Raw genomic sequence first — 18,504 nt, 5'->3', positions numbered from 1 at the left:
CGCTCCTACAGATGAATCAGGTATGCATCGAAGGATGGATCTTGCGGTGTTCTTCAAGGATGTACTGGCGCAGTCGATCGGTGTCGTCCTTGCGGTTCTGACTCAAGCGGTATGCCGCGAGGCCATGCTCGGTCAAACGCTCAAATGTGCCGCGCATCGCGATGGGAGCCAGGCCCGCCGGCTTGAACCAGGCGTTGAAGTATTTGGGGGGTTTGGTCTTTTTGCGGATTTCCAGCAGCACACCTTTGAAAGACATCTCGTGGACCCAGAGCGCGGTCTGCGAGCCTTTCTCGGTCACCAGCGCCACCGGCTCAGGCAGCACAAGGCGCCACGGTCGAATTCGTGGGCCTTCCTCAAAGATGCTTGGAGCACCCAGCTCCAGGTGCAAGGCATGGAATTCGTCTTCGACCAGATGCAGCGGAAAGGTCATCTGCTGGTTGTCGAACTGCGCCTGCAGGGTCACCTGTTCGTGCGCGGCAAGGCGCGTCAGCAGGTCCTGAATCTGCACACCCCCGTTGACCACCAGGCTGCGTGATGTATCGCGCAGATTGAGGTTCGGGTTGTGTTGCATGTTCTGGATGAAGTCCAGTTCATCCTGCGTGAGGATAGGGTCGCGCTGCATGATCGGGCTCGATTAACCGGTTCTTGTATAAAGCAGACAGTGAATTCGGTTACAGGTTGCTGCGATGAGTCTAGCCGGCGTGTTTCTTTAATTCGGCGATCTCACGCCGAGCTTGCGCCAGTTCTGCCTGCAGTTCGACAACTTTTTTCTGCGCTTGAACCTGCTCGGTGACGTCCTTCTGGATGCCGATGTAATACATCAGCTTTTCGGCGTCGTTGAACACCGGTGTGATGGACAGCTCATTCCAGAACGGCGTGCCGTCCTTGCGATAGTTGCGCAACACCTGACGGCAGGGACGGTGGTTGGCAATAGCGTCGCGGATCAAGGCCAGCCCGGCCTGCTGACGGTCATCGCCCTGCAGGAAGCGGCAGTCCTGATAAAGGATGTCCTCGGACGCGAAACCGGTCATCGCCTCAAACGCCTTGTTGGCGTAAATCAGAATGTTGTCCTCACCTTCGTGCTCAGCGACGACAATGCCGTCGCTGGACGCGTCGACCACCCACTGCAGTAATTTGGCGCTGATCATGAAGTGTTTCCGAGACAGGTCGTGTGGCTGGCATTCTAAGACATTGCGCGTACGTGAGGCATAATGCCCGGACGTTTTTACTCTGCCGCAGGATTACATCATGAAGGTCGCCATTCTTTCAGGCTCCGTCTATGGCTCGGCCGAAGAGGTCGCTCGCCACGCCGAGACAATCATCAGCGCCGCCGGTCATCACGTGCTGCATAACCCCCGCGTTACGCTCGCCGGGCTTCAGGCATTCGAACCACAAGCCTTCCTGGCCGTGACCTCCACCACCGGGATGGGGGAATTGCCCGACAACATCCACGCGATCTACTCGCAAATCCGTGACGTGCTGCCTGCCGCTTGGCGCGGGCTGCCCGGGGGTGTGATCGGTCTTGGGGATGCCAGTTACGGCGATACCTTCTGCGGCGGCGGCGAACAGATGCGCGAATTGTTTGCCGAAGCGGGCATTCGCGAAGTCGTCGACATGCTGCGGCTGGACGCCAGCGAGACCGTTACTCCAGAGACGGATGCCGAGCCGTGGCTGGCGGAGTTTCTTTCGCAATTGCAATCCTGAGCCAAGGGGGGGGCCGTCGCGCATTTGCGCAGCGGCTTGCGCGAATCGGGACATGTAAGCTGCCCCTCTAATTGCTTCTGGCCCTGACGGCTAACATCGCGATGCGTTTGCCTTTTTTCAGAGAAATATTGAGGCGCTTCAGGAAATGGTGGCAGAAGGGCGTGACTACGCAAGGGACACAATCACCAAATTCAATACAGACGTGTCGGTAATGTTGGCGCTTGGGGAGTACGCGAAGTCTGCTCGCAGTCGTGGTGGCATGTTAGTTAATGTCACTGCTTAAGAGTCAGAAAAAGCCTGCGCCTGAAAAGAGCCGGCGCAAGCCTCTTCAGCTAAAGCGGAACGGTGAAGCTGCCTCTATAACTGAATTTCAAACAAAAAAAAGCCGCTGCAGGCGCAGCGGCTTAAACAAACGTTGAATTCAGGAGCTTCAAAAAAACAACGTCGAGGGAGTGCTTTTCAAGTTAAGCAGGATTAAGTTATTTCAAACTTATTAAATCGCTTAACCGCGAATGCGCAGAGAGTAGAGCTTTTGCCGCAGTGCAACCAGACTCTTTTTGGATATGCACTGTTACGACCGGCGCAACAGTAGGATGAAACCTTGCTGATCGACGTATGGACTGCATTTCCTGCAAACCCTGTCGTTCGCACTTTGACCTTCAAGCAATATTTACCTCAGATCCAAAAGAGTAACCGCCTGAAATAGGGCTCCCGAACCTGCCGCGTGTGCACTCATTCGCCGGATGCCAATGGGCGTGACAGGTTCTTAATTGGAGCTGTATTCATGACTGATCTCTCTGCTGCGCGTTTCTTGAACGTGCAAGGTGCCGACACTCCCCACGCCACCCTCAACCACCTGCTGGCGGTCTCCACGGCCTGCTCGCAATGCGCCTCGTTATTGGCGCAGGCCCCTTCGCTGCGAGAAGTGGCATTCGAACGCCTTTCAAGCTTCATGCGCGGAAATACCCGGGTCTGGAATCCAGACATCATTTTTTTGAATATCGGCTCGGAGTCCGGCGCGGTGCAAAGCTCTTGTTCACTGACCGACGCTTTGGTGCAGGCGATGTTGTCCGGGACCAGCGCGTTCGACCAAAACCTGAAGGCGTTGTATCACCGACACGACAGCATCGATGCGCAGCATTTGCTTGCTGCAGATGACTTCACCCGAATCAAGAGCGCTTTTGATCAGGTACTGATGACCTTCGATGGGGCTTATCAAGGGGCGCTCGCCTGGGGATGGGATCGCCAGACGTCATCGGCGGACGGTGGACACAGTGCATCGCGGCATCAGTTGGTCAGTGAGCAACATCGTTTGGCGCTTGAGCATGAGATCGAGTTTGAAGTCGGTGCGCAGAGGCTCGATAACGACGATAAACGTCGACTGCTGCACGTTTTGAATAACCAACCCGGCGATGGGCTGTTCAAGGTATTTGTGCGTCTGGCAAACGGGGTCAATGCACCGCTGCTTTCAGTATTCATGGTCGCCAGCGATGAACAGACCACCGAGGCGCCCCAGGCTCAGGGCGCGTGCTATTTGGTCATGCCGGCTGGAGGGATCGAGCGGTATGGATCCTTTTCTGAACTCAATCGTCAACTGGCTCGCCGGCTTGGCCCGCCATCAGGTGAGCAGAGCCTGCAGCACCATCTGTATTTGTCCGACCTGAGCGGGTTGCCTGCAGATTACGTGTTCGCCGAAACCGATTTGACGTACGAAAGCTGTGTTGAGCCGATGCTGCATTGCCATCTGCAAGCCCTTCGCAGCAAGCAGGCCCGGGACTTCGACTCTTTGGTTGAGCAGGCACGAGCAAACAATGGTGATTACCAAACCTTTCTGAAGAGCGTCGCTGATGTGCAGGTATGCGCTCATGTCGACCAGGTGATGGGTCGTCGCTTCCACCGTCTTGCCCAGCGCGCGGAACAAAAAGCCCAGCCCCATTGGCTGAAGTACGCAGACCCCGACAAGCGCGAACACTATGCGATGCTTGACAGACAGTACCGCGAGCGCAGGCTCGCCACGGATGCTCAGTTGGTTGGGGTGGAGTCGCTGGAGGTGTTCGCCCGCAATGAGGTGGAGGGTTATATCCGCAGGCATTTGGGCTATTCGGTTGATCCGCAGCAGGTCATGATCAGTTTGCCAGACGCCTTCGATATCAAAGGTGGCGCGTTCAAGCTCACTTATCGCAAGTCGTTGCTTGAGTTTGCCATGCAGGGCCTTCCTGCGGTTGCGGGCAGCGGCCAACTCACCATCCCGGTGGCGAACAGCAACCCTTCATTCACGTTCGCGTTTGTGAAGACCATGCTCGATGAGCTGGATGTGCAGCGCCGTTACCGTCAACAGCTCAGGGCGCGGCTTACCAGCGAGACAACCTTACGGGCCATCACCCACCGACGGGACAGCGCGTTGGCGCTGAGCGTCTGGGCCGCTTCGCTTCAAGGCCACCTGGCAGATGACAGAAGCCAGGCACTCATCCACCGGGTGCGCGGGGACCACGACCAAACGGGCGCTGCATTGACGCTGGGTAGCCTGACCCTGGCGGCAAATGGCGCTCGGTTCAAGGATGTGCTGGTGTTCCGTGACAGCAGCACAGCGGGCGACCATCACTACGTGCTCTACGCGCCCGGCGCCCCGGGTGCCAGAGATGTATGGGGCTTCAACACATGGCGCCACCTGGCCCTGGAAGTAGGCAGTTGGCTTGCAGCCGATGCGGGGGTCAATTACGTCAGAGACCAAACGGCCACAACCAGCGGAACCGATTATTTCGACTTCCTGGAGAGGGTGCGGGTTAAAGGCACGTTGTGGAATCAAGCCAGCGTCGTCTTCAATGAGCTTGAAGGGCGAAACTTTGAGGAGAGGCTGTCAGGTGCAGTTCGCCACAAGGTCGAGCGGTCTCTGGCAATTGATGACGCTGCGCTTTTGGGGCTCACGACACAAACCTCCTATGCCAACCAAGGCCTCATCGCGCTGCTCGACCACAGGGTCGGAGAACTGAATCAGGCCTTTATGCATACCACTCACGACCTGGTGTCCTTCGAGCAATTTGCGAGGCGCGAAGGGAGTCAGCTGCTGACCGATTACATGCACAAGCAAGGCGTCAGCGAGCATTTTGATACCGATACGATCTATGTTGACCTTTCTGACAAGGCCGCTCACGTCACCGATCCGGACTTCAGCGAATACACCAGCCTGCGGTCATTGACCAGCCTGTTCATGGAAGGGTACTCGGGTAACTACGCTTTCAAACCTGGCGCGCCGATGTATTCCTCGGTGGGGCAGGACCTGCAATGGCTGCCTGACTATGTGGACGAAGCGTTACAGAACGCGGCCTTTGGCGAGCGGTACATCAAGTGGATCGAGGATGAATTCCTGGACCCCCAACACGCGCAGTACGCTTATCGAAAGGCATTGTTCGGCAAGCGACTCCAGTTGGATATGCGCTCAGCCGCCATGCGGGAGTTTCTAAACGGCAACCTGTCTGCAAAACAGTACCAATGGCTGACCCGGTTAATTGTCTCGCTGGATAAAACGGTGCTGGAAAAAGACCGATTGCTGCAAAGCCTGCTCAAGCGCAGTCGCGCATCGATGTTTCGCTACGGCGGTTATGTTGTGCAAGGCGTTTACATGCTCCGGAATTTCAGTACGTCGGATGGCGACTTCAATCTCTTATATACGCCCAATGCCCCTGATGGCATCAGCTTCAGAAAGCTGACCGACTATGTAAAGCTCATGCGCTCGCCTGAAATGCGCCGCTACTACTACCTGCGTGTGCCTTATAAAGGACAGCCAAGTGTCGGGACGCTATTCGACAACATGGACCGCAATATCCCAACGCGGTGGGTCGAAATCGAAAACCAGGAGCACCAGAATACCGATCAGATATCGGACGTTCACGAACTCTATGACGCGCAGGTCAGCCGGATCATTTCCGACGTCGATGACCAGACCGAGAGCACTGCCGAACGATGGGGTCTGAGGATTTACCAGATTGTCAGGATGCTGGGCACTGTGTTGCTGATGCCGTTCCCCGGTGCTTCGCTGGCGTGGACAGTCCTTCATCTTGCAGTCGATCTGCAGCAAGGGCTGCTGGCTTATAGAGACGGAGACCGCGCGGCGGCATCCTGGTTCTTCGGTTCCGCAGTGTGGGGATCGTTGTCGGTGGGGCTGGGCGTTAAAACAGTGCTTGCGGGCGAGAAGCCATTAATCCACATAGTCGCCAACTGGACCGCGAAGAATCTGCATCCTCGCACCCTCAATGAATTGCACTCCCATTTGGCAAAGACTGCAAACGCTGGGTAAGCCGCAATTGCTGCACCGGATCGTCACTCAATAACAACGCATGCTCCAGGTCGAATCGTTCGGCCTGTGGGCATTCGAGTGTCTGGTAGAGACTGGCACGCGCCAGGTAATCGCTGACATTACCAGGCCCAAGCTCCAGTACGCGGCTGGCATCCTTGAGCGAGGCCAGCAAGTCGTCATTGATCTGATGCAGGTGCCGCAGATTGCGCGACAGGCGTTGCAGCATGGCAGGAGGCGTAGCGGTGCGCATGTGTTCTGCGTTGAGGTGCATGTCCGGACCGAACTGGCGTATCAGCAAATCCCTGCAATCTCTGGGGTACAGCCTGCGACCGCCACAGGCGTCTAGCAGGTGGTCTGCACCGGGTACACGCAGCAAAAAATGGCCGGGAAAGTTGACGCCTTCCAGCGGGATGCCCAGGCGCCGGCTAATCTCCAGACTGATCATCGCCAGCCCCAGCGGCTGACCGCGCCGACGCTGCACGATTTTGTGCAATAACGCGCAATGGGGTTTGGGATGCGCCACATCGTCCTGCTGGAATCCCAGTATCGCCAGTTGACGCAGCAGGGGTTGCGCCAGTTCCTGCGCTGGCAGCATAGGCAGTGCGCCACTGATTTTGCGGGTGAGGTCGTCGATCTCGCTCAGCGTCTGTTCCTGCACGCATTCAGGGTCATGCTCGACGGATATCCAGAGACCTGCTTCGAACACCGAAGGCGGCGTGCGTTTCAGGCAGGCAAGGCACTGAGTACGTGGGTTCATCGACGTCTCCGACGGGATCAGGCGGCTGGGTATTTGTCATCACACAGCCCTGTTGTAGCCCTTGTGCAGGGTATTCGTCCAGTCACGTTTAAGCGCGTCGCTTGCGCTTGGCGCCGGTTGCCAGCTTGTCGGCCAGCGCCCCTGTGGGCCGTCATGTTTCGCCGCAGCGCCTATACTCGCAATACAAAAAATCGGGGGCACTGCCGATGTTCGCTCTCATGCAAAGCTCACGGGTGCAGTTGCTGCATGTGATCGTTGATTCGACCACGTGCCTTAAAGCCGTGATTGCTATCCACAGCAGCCAAAAAGGTCCGGCGCTGGGAGGATGTCGCTATCTGTCCTATCCGAATGAGCAGGTTGCGATAGAGGATGCCATTCAATTGGCGAGGATCATGAGCTACAAAGCGGTGTTGGCGGGGCTTTCTCTGGGCGGGGGAACCGCCGTCATTATGCGTCCTGCGCACGTGCCAGATCGGTCCGCCCTGTTCGAGGCGTTCGGGCGTTTTGTGCAGACGCTCGATGGGCGTTACATCACCGCCATCGACAGCGGCACGTCCCGCGAAGACATGGACTGTATTGCGCAATACACCCAGCACGTCACCAGCACCACCCAAGGTGGCGACCCGTCACCGCACACCGCTATGGGCTTGTACACCGGCATCCGCACCACGGCGATGGCGCGCCTGGGCAGCGAAAACCTTGAAGGCCTGCGGGTGGCGATTCAAGGCTTGGGCCACGTGGGTTACGCGCTGGCTGAACAGCTGCATGCCGCAGGTGCCGAGCTGCTGGTCAGCGACCTCGACAGTGGGAAAGTGCAATTGGCGATGGAAACGTTCGGCGCCAAACCCATCGGCGTCGAAGCCTTGCTCAGCACGCCTTGCGACATCCTGGCCCCGTGCGGTCTGGGCGGTGTCCTCAACAGTCACAGCGTGGCCAAGTTACGATGCGCCGCCGTGGCCGGTGGTGCCAACAACCAGTTGAGCTGCCCGGCGATCGCCGATCAACTGGAAGCACGAGGCATTCTGTATGCGCCCGACTTCGTCATCAATGCTGGCGGGCTGATCTACGTCGCCCTTCAGCATCAGGGCGAAAGCCTCGGCACCATCACCGCTCACCTGACGCAGATTGGCAGGCGATTGACCGAAGTCTTCGGCCACGCCCAGGCTGAAAAACGCTCACCCGCGCGCGTGGCCGATGCCCTGGCAGAGCGGTTGTTGAACATCGAGTAAGCGAATCCGCGGCCGACCCAGCGAAGCAACCAGCGTCATCACTCTTGCGGCACATCGCCTGAATTAATCAGCTCGGCCAGCGCACTGGCGTTGCTTTTGAACGCTGCGGCAAAGGCTGCGCGGTTCTTCGCCATGAAGATCCCGGCGTCTTCTGCCTGCTTTTCAGTCAGGCCCGCGACGTTTTTCTGCAAAACCTCCGTGAGCGATTCAGCCAGCTCAAGCATTTGGTCATGCGCATCGGCGAGTTTGCGGTCCACGAATGTAGTCTCCAAGTCGCGGGTACTGCGATACAGGGTCTCAACAGCCATCTTTCGGCCTCGTCATCGGGTGCAGTAATGAGTACTGTTTATTTATACAGTGCGCAGCATAAGCGAATCGATTCGGTTTGAATAGTGGCAGTTCGAACGCATTTACAGCGCGCCATGTCCCTTGCGACAACCCGTCACGGCCTGAACGCTAGTCGATGGCCCCGTTTCTACTAGAGAATGACGAGGTCAGCACAAGCAATAGCGTCACGCTGACGCGGCATTATCCCGTTCTGGGTTACTCAAGGAAGTACATCGTGAAGATCAACTGGGCCGAATCATTGCGTCAACAGGTGCACAACTGCGCCGATTCCATCGGCAACCTGTTCGTTGAGGGGTTTCATTACCTGGCGCTGTTTGCCATTGGCGGCGTGACGGCATGGGCAGCCGTCCTGGCGTTTCTCGGCATGCTCGACAAAGGCCACATCAATGTCGATGACATCCTGTTGCTGTTCATCTATCTGGAACTGGGCGCGATGGTGGGGATTTATTTCAAGACCAACCACATGCCCGTGCGTTTCCTGATCTACGTCGCGATCACGGCGCTCACGCGTCTGCTGATTTCCGACGTGTCGCATCATGCGCCGCCGGACCTGGGCGTGGTGTACCTGTCGGGCGCGATTCTGCTGCTGGCGTTTGCGATTCTGGTGGTGCGCTATGCCTCGTCGCAGTTTCCGTCACAGAAAGTGCCGGACCGCCACAGCAAAGCAAAGGGTGCGCTGGTCGAGGAGAAGGGCGAGATCTGATTGCTCGGTCATCCCGCAAGGGAAGGGGAAGGGGAAGGGGGAGGCGATGGGGTTATCGCCTCCGCGAGACTGAATTCATTCAAATACCCGCTGACAGCGCAGGTCGAGCCATTAACCCGTTCTTGGCTGCGATGGGCGCCAGCTGCCTGAGATCGCCATCTGTCATGGCAGCCAGGATTTTGATTGCGCTATGGCCTTGCTCGATCGCGATGCCGAATTGCACGCTTTCGATCAGGCGACGCAGTCGCTTGGGCGAGTTGCGTTGTTCGGCGCTGATTAACCGTTTGGCGACCACGCCTGACTCGTTGGAGAGCGTCAGCATGATGGTGCCGTCTAGGCCCTGGATACTTAGATTAACCCGGTAGTCCGGGTGGAATGCATCGGTGATCAGTTGAAAAGGATTGTCCATGGCCTGGTACCTGGTTATCGATTCTGCATAAGTTGACTGGGGGTTGGTCCCTTTAGTTCTCGATGCTGGTCAACGGTAGAGAAATTCCTGTCTTGGCCGTTATCGCTGAGTTAACGGTTTCGTCTGGTCGCTGCCGGTTGATCTGCAGTCTGTTGAGCGAGGTGCTTGTCGTTGGATGAAGCGCGTCTGCGCACGTGTAACGCTTGCAATAACCGTACTTGCACGGTTTGGGCCACGTGCGATGAATGGTCGTTCCGAATTGGCCGGCCGGTTTATGAGCAACGAATACGAACAGTTTCGACAAGCACTGTTTTAGATGACTGAAAGCAGGGGCAGTTAATTGGCGCCAGTAAGCACCAATAGTGCCCGTGACGCCTGCTTTGTGTGCAGCCCTTGTGTTATGTGGCCTGGCGACAAATCCAGCCCACAAAAAAGGCGAGCCTGTGTTCACAGGCCCGCCCTTCGTTCAACGCGGATGTCTCTCGATCAACGGTGGTCAGTTGATCGGTTTACGCTGCCGGTTCAACCGTGCAGTGCGTCATCTTTCTCCAGAAATTCTTCTTGCAGCAGTGCGTCCGGGCTTTCGGTCTCGCGCTCCTCGACTTTGCTGATGGCGGAAACGCCACCGCGTTTGCTGCGCAATTTGCCAAACAAGTGCTCAAGCGCGTGATCGAGTTTCACGGCGGCACCGTCTACCGCCAGGTCCAGTGAACTGGCCTTGTGAGTGACAGAGATAGGTTGATGTCCTTTGGGCCGGGCTTCCATCTGGCAACGGATGTCGTGCGGGCCTGGCTTGTCGCCGTTTTCGTCCTGGATATGGACTTCGATGCGGGTGAGATCTTCCTCGTAACGTTCGAGCGTGCTTTCAACGGTGGTACGTACCCACTCCTCCAGTCTGACACTGCTTTCGATGTGGTTATCGCTATTGACCTGGATTTGCATAGTTCTTCCCTTACTTTGGCTTGCTCGGGAGAGTCTCGACGTCACTGAGTTTCGTCTGCCCTCAGTCACAGTGTTGGCGGCAATGGATAAACAATTCAACCCCTGATACCAGAGAATATATTTCGTCCGTATGCGGAACTTTGGTCGCTTATGCCGCTTGGCTGCGATGTTATTGGCCACGCTGGCACGGAGAACGCCTGACAGGGCCGTGCGGCACGGCTACCGGAGAACGCGGCAGTCAAGGTCTCCCGCTGCAGCGACCGGTTGAGCAAATGTGCCTGATTGTGTCGGAGAGCTTTGCGTATGAGAATATTTATCATTAATATTGCAATCTTTCCTACGCGCTGTCTTGCGAATTCCTACGGACCGCCCCCTTTCAGGAAGCACCTTCCGATGTCGATTCAGGCAAATCCTGAAGAAACCGCCTGCGCCTCGCTGGGCTTGGACTGCTGATGGACAGCGCCGCGATGAGTCGCCGCAAAGCCAGCAGGCCCAGGCGTATGCCGGTTTCCTGGCAATGGCGCGTCGCGGTGGCGTCTCGCGTACTCGCGGCAGCCCTGGGCGGCTATCTGGTTGCAGCGTTGTTCAGCGTTTGCCTGGCGCAGTGGCTGCCGTTTACCCGCGCCGAGTCCGTGGTGCTGGCCATGACGGTTTCATTCCTGGGCTGGTTGTTCGTGGCGTTGTGGTGTTTCGCCTGCCGCAAGGCGTGGCAGGCCTGGCTGGGCGTGTTCGTGCCTGCGGCGGTGTTCGCCGCCCTGTACGGGATCGGGCGGTGGTTGTCATGAAGGAAGGTTTCCGCCAATCCATGAGCTGGCTGCACACGTGGGCGGGGCTGGTGTTCGGCTGGTTACTGTTTGCGATTTTTCTGACCGGCACGCTCTCGTACTTCAAGGATGAGATCACCCAGTGGACCCAGCCTGAAATCCAGGTCCGCGACGTGGACGCAGGGCTGAGCCTGGACCGTGCACAAAGCTGGCTGCAACAGAACGCGGCCGACGCGCCGCGCTGGTTCATCAACTTGCCTGACGCCCGCTCGCCCGGTTTGTCGGTGATGTGGCAAAAACCGGTCGGCGGGTTCTCACAGAAAAACCTCGACCCGCTGACAGGCACCGACACCCGCGCGCGGGAGACCAAGGGCGGAGAGTTTTTCTACCGGTTCCATTTCCAGCTGCAAATGCCTCATCCCTGGGGACGCTGGCTTGCCGCCGTCGCTGCAATGGTCATGCTGGTGACGATGGTCAGCGGCGTCATCATCCACAAGAAGATCTTCAAAGAGTTTTTCACCTTCAGGCCGCGCAAGGGCCAGCGCTCCTGGCTCGACGGGCATAACGCCGTGGGCGTGTTGATCCTGCCGTTTCACCTGATGATCACCTACAGCAGCCTGGTGATCTTCATGACCATGGTCATGCCGGCGAGCATTCTCACCGCCTACGACGGCAACACGCAGGCGTTTTTCAACGATCTGTTCCCCACCTCCAGACCCGTTGAAGCCTCCGGGACGCCGGCCCCCCTGGCGCCGCTGCGGCCGATGATGGACATCGCGCGCGCGCATTGGCAGGGCGCATCGGTGGCGCGTCTGGCGGTCAGTCGGCCCGGCGACGCCAATGCATCGGTGACCGTGGTGCGCGGCAGCGACGATCGGATCGTCTACGAACCGGGTTCCGGGATGACCTTCAACGGCGTCACTGGCGTGCTGGACAACGAAAGCGTCATGACCGGTGCGCCGCTTAAACTGGCGGGCGCGTTGTACGGCTTGCACCTGGGGCATTTCGCCGGACCGGTCTTGCGCTGGATGTACTTTCTGTTCGGTGTGGGCGGCACTGCGTTGATCGGCACCGGGTTGGTGATGTGGCTCGGCAAGCGTCGACTCAAGCACGCGAGCACCGGGGTATTGCCCTTTGAGTTGCGGCTGGTCGAAGTGCTGAACGTGGCCAGCATGGCCGGGCTGATGCTGGCGGTCGCGAGTTTCTTTTGGGCCAATCGTCTGTTGCCGGTCAGCCTGACAAGCCGTGCGGGTTGGGAAATCAACGTCTTCTTCATCATCTGGGGCGGGGCGGTGCTGCATGCGCTGCTACGTAAAGGTGCAACGGCGTGGCGTGAGCAATTGGCGTTGGGCGCGGTGCTGTTTGCCGGGCTGCCGGTGCTCGATGCGCTGACGGCCGGGCCGTATCTGTGGGCCGCGCTGCGACAGGGGCATTGGGCACTGCCGGGGGTGGACCTGACGGCACTGGCGACCGGGTTGTTTCTGGGGTGGACGGCGCGAAAATTTCGCGTCGGTCGGCGCACTGGTATCGCGAGCAAGCTCCCTCCCACCCGCTTGAGCAGTCGTGGGAGGGAGCTTGCTCGCGAGGACCCAGTCCCCAGCACCCCAGCGCGAGAAGTGCACTGATGCTGCTCGTCGCGCTGTTGTGCTACCTGGGATTCTGCGGACTGAGCCTGTCCATGAGCCGTCATTACGCCGATGCCGTGGGCGGGAGACTGACGCCCGAGCGCCGTCAATGGCTGCGCGTCAGCGGCTGGATCGCGCTGGTATTGTCGCTGTGGGCCGGTGTCGAGGCGGGCGGCTGGAGCATCGGTCTGGTGCAATGGTTCGCTGCACTCATGGGCAGTGCCATGGTGCTGCTGATGGCGATGGCCTTTCGGCCACGGCTGGTGCTGTTGCTGGCGGGACTTGGTTTAGTGATCAGTCCGGTTGCGGCTGTTAGTCAGTGGTGGGTCTGACGTTGTTTAGTTCGCTCGGCCCGACATCGCCAACCGATATGCCCCTGGTGTTGCGCCCACTGCCTGGCGGAAGCGGTTGCTGAAATGGCTGGCGCTGCCGAAGCCGCAGTCCAGGGCGATGTCGCCGAAGGTTCTGGTCGAGCTGCGGAGCAAGTCCCGGGCGCGGCTCAAGCGCCGGGCCAGCAGGTACTGATGGGGCGGGACACCGAAGCTTTCGCGAAACATTCGGGCGAAATGGTATTCGGAGAGGGCGCACATCCCGGCCAGTTGCCCCAGGCTCAGCGGGTCGGCCACGTGGCTGTCGATGAACTCCACCAACCGTCGGCGCAGGTGCGGCGCCAGTCCGCCTTTCAACCGCAAGCCTTCGCGCAGTCCTACCTGATGCAGCATCGTGTGGCTGAGCATTTCATGAGCCAGGCTGCTGGTCAGCAGACGCTCGCCGGGTTCGCTCCAGTTCAGCTGGATCAATTGGCGAAAGCGTGTGGCCTGCATCGGGTCGTCGATGAAGGTGTCTTCGCGCAGCGCCATTTCCCGAGGCTCGCGATCAAGCATCGTCACGCAGTTGAGGGCGAACTGCTCGGGGCGAATGTACAGATGCGCCAGGCGGATCTCACCGTTAACCACCCACGCTGATTCATGACCGGCGGGCAGGATGCACAGCTTGCCGGGCGACCCTTTGTTGTCGGGCTGACCACGGCGGTGCGTGCCCAGGCCGCCATCGACGTAACACGACAGCGTGTGGTGTGTCGGCGCGTGATATTCCTGCGCGTCATGCCGGTTGTTCCACAGGGCGGCCACAATCCCGTCGCCCAGAGACGCAGTCTGCTCCAGCCGCGCATTGGGCGAGCTGTTCAGGGACTGGAAAACCTGGAGGGTGTCGAGGGTCGGCATGGGCTTGAACTCGGTCTGGCGTCTGTTCTGCAGGAGCCAACTTGTTGGCGTAGCGGACAACGTGGCGACTCAGGTCGGGACGCCTCGCGGAATGAATCGCTCCTACAGGGGAATCAACCGCATCCTACGCTGTAGCGCCCGTCTTAACAGCCACCCCGCGATCAAATGCGCAAGATTGTGCAAGTGCCGGTGCCATCGACTGTTCACACTCGGGCTTCATCAAGGAGCCCGCCATGAACCTCTCGCTGTATCTGCTGACTGTCTTGATCTGGGGCACCACCTGGATTGCGCTGAAACTGCAGCTGGGCGAGGTCGCGATCCCGGTGTCCATCGTGTATCGCTTCGGCCTTGCCGCGTTGATCCTGTTCGCCATGCTGGCGGCCAGTCGCAAACTGCAGCCGGTCAATCGTCGCGGGCATCTGATTTGCCTGGCTCAGGGGCTGTGTCTGTTCTGCGTGAACTTCATGTGTTTCTGCACCGCGAGTCAGTGGATTCCCAGCGGGTTGATCGCGGTGGTGTTTTCCACCGCGACGTTATGGAACGCGCTGAACGCGCGGATTTTCTTCAAACAGAAAATAGCGCGCAACGTGATCACCGGCGGCGCCGTGGGCCTGGTGGGATTGGCCTGTATGTTTTGGCCCGAGCTGTCGGGGCATTCCGCCAGCCCCGAAACCCTGCTCGGCCTGGCGCTGGCGCTGCTGGGGACCCTGTGTTTTTCCGCCGGGAACATGCTGTCCAGCCTGCAACAGAAAGCCGGCCTGCGCCCGCTGACCACCAACGCCTACGGCATGCTTTACGGCGCGACGATGCTCAGCGCGTATTGCGTGGTCAGCGGCACACCGTTCACCTTCGAATGGAACGCGCGGTACGTCGGCTCGCTGCTGTACCTGGTGATCCCGGGCTCGGTGATCGGCTTCACCGCCTACTTGACGCTGGTCGGCCGCATGGGGCCGGAGCGCGCGGCGTATTGCACGGTGCTGTTCCCGGTGGTGGCGCTGAACGTGTCGGCGTTCGCCGAAGGCTACCAATGGACGGCGCCGGCGTTGATGGGGCTGGTGCTGGTGATGGTCGGGAATGTGCTGGTGTTCAGAAAGCCCAAGGCGGTGGTGCCGGTGGCTGGCAAGCTGGCTTGATCTTTTTTGACGGCTGAAAATCTATCGCGGGCAAGCGCGCTCCTACAGGGGATTGCGGTCCTCTGTAGGAGCGCGCTTGCCCGCGAATGCTTCAGGTCAGGCGCTGAACAGTTGGCTGCCTGATGAACTCGCAGAATCCGCTGTCTAGTTATTTCCACTTAATATAAGTCGCGATACTGGCTGGGCTATTTTTAAGACTCAAAGGCTGAACGATTTCATGGACGCTGTTCAAAAAGGATTTTCACCATGCATACCCCATCCGTCTCTAATAGCCCTCACAGTGGACAACCCTGTGTTCAAACGGCCGAAGCGCTTTATCGCCTGGACATAGGCGCTTCCAGGTTCGAGCGATCGGCTTTAAAAAAGGTCCACGGTTTTACGGTGGAGAGTGGCCTGCTTCGTGGCCCCTCAAACGTCTTGGGCTCACTGATCATCGTGCGCGCTGAGACGGGTGCTTTCCTCGCCCTTATCGAGCAGCCCGGGAACTCGGGGATGCTTAGCGTGGATACGCAAGGACAGCGCAGGTTCCTGCCATCGCAGGAGGGTGGGCGTCGTCGCAGCGACGGCGTAATAGAGGTCATGGAAAAGTCTGGGCGGGCACTTGAGGTCGACGATGATCCTGTGGTGATCGACGTGCTGGTGGGTTTTACCCGTGCCGCCGTCGACATGGTGGGTGATCCGATGGCTTATGCGATTGCTCAGCTGGAAACGGTGAATTTATGCCTGCGTAATTCGCTCGTTGAAAATCTCTCACTCGAACTGGCAGGGGTGCAGATCGTAGAAGAAAACTACCTGTTGACCATAGATGTCCTCCCTACGGTGCGGGAAGTCTTCTCGTCCGGGACCGAATGGTTTGCGCCCGATATCGTGACCGCGTTTTTACATGATTATGAAGGAGGTGCAGTAGGTATCGCGCGCCTCAACGGCCAGTACAGTGCCCAAGCTATCTATGATCATAAATCATTCAGGCATGAGGTCGGCCATAACGCAGGCGGGCGTGACCCTGCCGAGCATGACGATGACTACCACTACGGCTATGACAACGGCCGCTCCACGACCTGTATGGCTGCGGATGCAGGCAGCATTCCTTATTACTCCAACCCGGACGTGTTTGATCAATATGGCTTACCCCTCGGAGATCCGAGGAATGCCAACATGGCCAGAGTCTGGCGGGAAGCGGCTGAGCGCATGTCGTCCTATGCGCCGCCCTTCGAGGGGGTAAGGATGTCCCTCGCGGGTGTTACGTCATCTGCAACCGCCACTGTAGATTTACCTGCTTCCAGTCATCAGCAGACGGTTGGCGTAAGTGCGCAATCTGGAGCCGTCGGATCGACTGTCCTAGTGAACGATCCAGAGGGCGAAACATCCCAACTGACGGTCGTTCTCACGGCCAGCAATGGCCTGCAATATCCGGTTCAACTGACGGCGTGGGTCAGTACTGGCGACGGTGAAAGGCATCCCGTCGACAGGCCTTTTTCTGGCACAGATTCCGTCTTGACGCTTGAGTACCACGCGGGCGAAAACCCTTGGTTCCCCTCAGCAATGGCCAGTGGACCTTTGCTGCTGGAGATACGAGACATGGACGAGCCTGCTCAGGCAATCCCCATCACGGTATTTGTTTCTCTGTCTGGCACCGCGCCAGACAGCCTTCCTGAGCCGCAGATCAAAGAGCTACGTGAAGACGTGCTTTATCTGAGTGACGCCCTGCAAGGCGTGACGGCCCGGCTGTTTGCGGGCGCTTTCGACTTTCAGGCCGGTGATCGCGTTACCTTGCGTTGTGCGGCGCAAGCAGGTTCGTCTTGGGAAACAACGCGCGTGCTCGGCGAAGAGGATGCCGGTCCGGATACAGACATCAGTGTGCCAATCGAGCCGGTATATGCCTGGGCTAACCAGCAGGTCGCGATTGTTTATCGACTGGAGCGGCCGAACGGCGTTGCTGCGCTTTCAGCTATCGCCCGAATTATCGTTTACGACGCTGATGGCTTACCCGCTCCAAAAATCGATAGTGCCGTTGACGGTCAACTTAATCCTATCGATTTGTTGGCAGGTGTAAACGTCAGGTTAGTGGCCAACCCTCACATGAGCGCTGCAGATGAAGTTCAACTCCATTGGCGCTGTGCCATTGATCGGGGTAATTACTCATCGCCTAAGCAAGCGGGCAATCCCATGGGCATGAGCTTTCAGGTGCCAGCCGACGTGATTGCGTTCTGTCTGAGAAAGGAGGTGACCGTCGGTTATTCCGTTCTTCGAGATAGGGTGGAATCGGAGTCCGAGTTACAGGTTTTTGCCATTGCTGCGCTGGATGAGGGCTTGCCTCCTGTTCAGGTAGAACATGTGATTGACGGGGTCATGGATATTGATTCATTCGTGGGAGATCCGATGATATCTGTGGCGCCCTGGCCTTTCATGGCAACCTGGCAAACCGTCACTTTGCTTGGGTCGACAGTGGATGGGCCGTTAGAACCCATCCAGTCGATCAATGGCGTCGCTGTCACCGACGCGCAGTTGGTGAGCGGTTTTTCCGCACCCATATCTCGGGGCTGGATAGAGAGCGCGATAAATAACGGAGCCACATCTATAGGCTTGATTCTGGTCTTGGGCGCAGAACCACCCTTTCCTGTGGGGATCCATTTTAGTAAAGCGATACAGATTTCCCTGATAGCAGGAGGGTTGGCACCGCCGATGATCATCGCGGCTCCCGACGGTGCACTTGATCCTGTCAACGTTCTGGAAAACATCAGCGTAGAGGTTCGCGCTTCGGCGGCAATGCTGGGAAATACAGTGGTGGTTCGGTGGCGCGGTAGTTCGGGAATCATCTATACGACGTCGCCTCAAACAGGAACAGGCGACACATTGCAGTTCAGTATCCCTCCTCAGGAAGTCATTCCTCATGACCTGGGCAAGTCGGCTTCTGTGAGTTATTTCATCTACGAGGGTATTTCAGATCCGCAAGAATCAAGGCCTGCGGTGTTCGACATCTTGCCATTCAAGACCGCTGACATGCCTCAGATGGTGGTGCCTCAGGCCAGCGCCAACGTGCTCGACCTATCGACATTCACAGGCAATGCCAACGTAATTGTCGAACCATGGCTACTTATTGCAGCAGGGCAGCGTGTGTGGCTGACCGTGATTGATATTCATGGCAAACAGGAGTTCGATCTGCTACGCGGGTCTGCTGTCAGCAGCAGTGAAGCAGCCAGGGGATTGAACGTCGTTTTCCCCCGAGCACAAATCGAATCAATCAGCCGTGGAATGGCGTTTGTGGTGCTGATGGACGTGACGTTTGATGGCGCCCGGTCGAAGGAAAATGCAGTACGTTTTCCGGCGCTGACGCTGACCGTCGCCAACTGAAAATTCCTTGAATACCGAGCCA

The 18,504-nt window shown here is 58.2% G+C and carries 16 protein-coding genes; 9 read left to right on the top strand and 7 right to left on the bottom strand.

Annotation, left to right across the window (positions count from 1 at the left end):
* Positions 1-16: 16 nt before the first annotated feature.
* Together ABQX22_RS02640 and ABQX22_RS02635 are read right to left on the bottom strand one after the other, a co-directional pair.
* The gene (locus ABQX22_RS02640) at positions 17-622 is read right to left on the bottom strand and encodes a hypothetical protein (protein WP_349796202.1); all 606 of its coding nucleotides are present in this window, start codon (positions 620-622) and stop codon (positions 17-19) included.
* Positions 623-692: 70 nt separating this feature from the next.
* Positions 693-1,148, bottom strand: coding sequence for a PAS domain-containing protein (locus ABQX22_RS02635; RefSeq protein WP_349796200.1), 456 nt, complete (start codon positions 1,146-1,148; stop codon positions 693-695).
* 100 nt (positions 1,149-1,248) lie between these two features.
* Here ABQX22_RS02635 and ABQX22_RS02630 point away from each other — a divergent pair, with 100 nt between their 5' ends.
* Together ABQX22_RS02630 and ABQX22_RS02625 are read left to right on the top strand one after the other, a co-directional pair.
* Complete coding sequence (locus tag ABQX22_RS02630) at positions 1,249-1,704, top strand: flavodoxin (protein ID WP_349796198.1); 456 nt, start codon at positions 1,249-1,251, stop codon at positions 1,702-1,704.
* Positions 1,705-2,488: 784 nt separating this feature from the next.
* Positions 2,489-5,998 carry a dermonecrotic toxin domain-containing protein gene (locus tag ABQX22_RS02625; protein WP_349796196.1) on the top strand — a complete coding sequence of 1,170 codons (3,510 nt, stop codon included), beginning with the start codon at positions 2,489-2,491 and terminating at the stop codon, positions 5,996-5,998.
* On the opposite strand, the gene ABQX22_RS02620 is transcribed toward ABQX22_RS02625, so the two are convergent.
* Complete coding sequence (locus ABQX22_RS02620; protein ID WP_349796194.1) at positions 5,952-6,755, bottom strand: SirB1 family protein; 804 nt, start codon at positions 6,753-6,755, stop codon at positions 5,952-5,954. The two genes, ABQX22_RS02625 and ABQX22_RS02620, sit on opposite strands and share 47 nt — an antisense overlap.
* Before the next feature lie 206 nt (positions 6,756-6,961).
* Here ABQX22_RS02620 and ABQX22_RS02615 point away from each other — a divergent pair, with 206 nt between their 5' ends.
* Entirely contained in the window at positions 6,962-7,984 is a 1,023-nt protein-coding gene (locus ABQX22_RS02615) for a Glu/Leu/Phe/Val dehydrogenase family protein (RefSeq protein ID WP_349796192.1), read from the top strand.
* Positions 7,985-8,022: 38 nt separating this feature from the next.
* Here the strand turns inward: ABQX22_RS02615 and ABQX22_RS02610 are convergent, their stop codons facing one another.
* Entirely contained in the window at positions 8,023-8,292 is a 270-nt protein-coding gene (locus tag ABQX22_RS02610) for a YebG family protein (protein WP_349796190.1), read from the bottom strand.
* Between the two features lie 254 nt (positions 8,293-8,546).
* On the opposite strand from ABQX22_RS02610, the gene ABQX22_RS02605 reads away from it, so the two are divergent.
* A complete protein-coding gene (locus ABQX22_RS02605; RefSeq protein ID WP_349796188.1) occupies positions 8,547-9,035 on the top strand; it encodes a phosphate-starvation-inducible protein PsiE in 489 nt (162 codons plus the stop codon).
* A 79-nt stretch (positions 9,036-9,114) separates the two neighbouring features.
* Here the strand turns inward: ABQX22_RS02605 and ABQX22_RS02600 are convergent, their stop codons facing one another.
* Both ABQX22_RS02600 and ABQX22_RS02595 read right to left on the bottom strand, forming a co-directional pair.
* Positions 9,115-9,444 (bottom strand): DUF3509 domain-containing protein, encoded by a 330-nt coding sequence (locus ABQX22_RS02600; RefSeq protein WP_349796186.1) that lies wholly within the window; start codon positions 9,442-9,444, stop codon positions 9,115-9,117.
* 522 nt (positions 9,445-9,966) lie between these two features.
* A complete protein-coding gene (locus tag ABQX22_RS02595) occupies positions 9,967-10,386 on the bottom strand; it encodes an HPF/RaiA family ribosome-associated protein (RefSeq protein ID WP_349796184.1) in 420 nt (139 codons plus the stop codon).
* A 500-nt stretch (positions 10,387-10,886) separates the two neighbouring features.
* Between ABQX22_RS02595 and ABQX22_RS02590 the strand changes: the two genes are divergently transcribed.
* Genes ABQX22_RS02590 through ABQX22_RS02580 form a run of 3 tightly spaced genes read left to right on the top strand, consistent with a single transcriptional unit; the run spans position 10,887 to position 13,107 of the window.
* Positions 10,887-11,171 (top strand): DUF3649 domain-containing protein, encoded by a 285-nt coding sequence (locus tag ABQX22_RS02590; protein ID WP_349796182.1) that lies wholly within the window; start codon positions 10,887-10,889, stop codon positions 11,169-11,171.
* Positions 11,168-12,775, top strand: a complete 1,608-nt coding sequence (locus tag ABQX22_RS02585; RefSeq protein WP_349796180.1) for a PepSY-associated TM helix domain-containing protein — start codon at positions 11,168-11,170, stop codon at positions 12,773-12,775. The genes ABQX22_RS02590 and ABQX22_RS02585 overlap by 4 nt, the downstream gene beginning before the upstream one ends.
* On the top strand, positions 12,775-13,107 hold the full coding sequence (locus ABQX22_RS02580) for a DUF3325 domain-containing protein (protein ID WP_349796178.1): 333 nt from the start codon (positions 12,775-12,777) through the stop codon (positions 13,105-13,107). Before ABQX22_RS02585 ends, ABQX22_RS02580 begins: the two co-directional genes overlap by 1 nt.
* A 6-nt stretch (positions 13,108-13,113) precedes the next feature.
* On the opposite strand, the gene ABQX22_RS02575 is transcribed toward ABQX22_RS02580, so the two are convergent.
* Positions 13,114-13,998, bottom strand: coding sequence for an AraC family transcriptional regulator (locus ABQX22_RS02575; RefSeq protein ID WP_349796176.1), 885 nt, complete (start codon positions 13,996-13,998; stop codon positions 13,114-13,116).
* 233 nt (positions 13,999-14,231) lie between these two features.
* On the opposite strand from ABQX22_RS02575, the gene ABQX22_RS02570 reads away from it, so the two are divergent.
* Entirely contained in the window at positions 14,232-15,131 is a 900-nt protein-coding gene (locus tag ABQX22_RS02570; protein WP_349796174.1) for a DMT family transporter, read from the top strand.
* A 246-nt stretch (positions 15,132-15,377) separates the two neighbouring features.
* Complete coding sequence (locus tag ABQX22_RS02565; protein WP_349796172.1) at positions 15,378-18,482, top strand: hypothetical protein; 3,105 nt, start codon at positions 15,378-15,380, stop codon at positions 18,480-18,482.
* Positions 18,483-18,504: the final 22 nt, after the last annotated feature.

The sequence above is a fragment of the Xanthomonas sp. WHRI 1810A genome, assembly GCF_040202885.1.
Classification (GTDB): Bacteria; Pseudomonadota; Gammaproteobacteria; order Pseudomonadales; family Pseudomonadaceae; genus Aquipseudomonas.
Note: the sequence above shows the minus strand (reverse complement) of the source record. Positions and strands in the feature narration are given on the sequence as shown.

Coding starts and splice junctions, on each gene's coding strand:
- ABQX22_RS02640 (WP_349796202.1), bottom strand. CDS start 622: ATGCAGCGCGACCCTATCCTCACGCAGGATGAACTGGACTTCATCCAG.
- ABQX22_RS02635 (WP_349796200.1), bottom strand. CDS start 1,148: ATGATCAGCGCCAAATTACTGCAGTGGGTGGTCGACGCGTCCAGCGAC.
- ABQX22_RS02630 (WP_349796198.1), top strand. CDS start 1,249: ATGAAGGTCGCCATTCTTTCAGGCTCCGTCTATGGCTCGGCCGAAGAG.
- ABQX22_RS02625 (WP_349796196.1), top strand. CDS start 2,489: ATGACTGATCTCTCTGCTGCGCGTTTCTTGAACGTGCAAGGTGCCGAC.
- ABQX22_RS02620 (WP_349796194.1), bottom strand. CDS start 6,755: ATGAACCCACGTACTCAGTGCCTTGCCTGCCTGAAACGCACGCCGCCT.
- ABQX22_RS02615 (WP_349796192.1), top strand. CDS start 6,962: ATGTTCGCTCTCATGCAAAGCTCACGGGTGCAGTTGCTGCATGTGATC.
- ABQX22_RS02610 (WP_349796190.1), bottom strand. CDS start 8,292: ATGGCTGTTGAGACCCTGTATCGCAGTACCCGCGACTTGGAGACTACA.
- ABQX22_RS02600 (WP_349796186.1), bottom strand. CDS start 9,444: ATGGACAATCCTTTTCAACTGATCACCGATGCATTCCACCCGGACTAC.
- ABQX22_RS02595 (WP_349796184.1), bottom strand. CDS start 10,386: ATGCAAATCCAGGTCAATAGCGATAACCACATCGAAAGCAGTGTCAGA.
- ABQX22_RS02590 (WP_349796182.1), top strand. CDS start 10,887: ATGCCGGTTTCCTGGCAATGGCGCGTCGCGGTGGCGTCTCGCGTACTC.
- ABQX22_RS02585 (WP_349796180.1), top strand. CDS start 11,168: ATGAAGGAAGGTTTCCGCCAATCCATGAGCTGGCTGCACACGTGGGCG.
- ABQX22_RS02580 (WP_349796178.1), top strand. CDS start 12,775: ATGCTGCTCGTCGCGCTGTTGTGCTACCTGGGATTCTGCGGACTGAGC.
- ABQX22_RS02575 (WP_349796176.1), bottom strand. CDS start 13,998: ATGCCGACCCTCGACACCCTCCAGGTTTTCCAGTCCCTGAACAGCTCG.
- ABQX22_RS02570 (WP_349796174.1), top strand. CDS start 14,232: ATGAACCTCTCGCTGTATCTGCTGACTGTCTTGATCTGGGGCACCACC.
- ABQX22_RS02565 (WP_349796172.1), top strand. CDS start 15,378: ATGCATACCCCATCCGTCTCTAATAGCCCTCACAGTGGACAACCCTGT.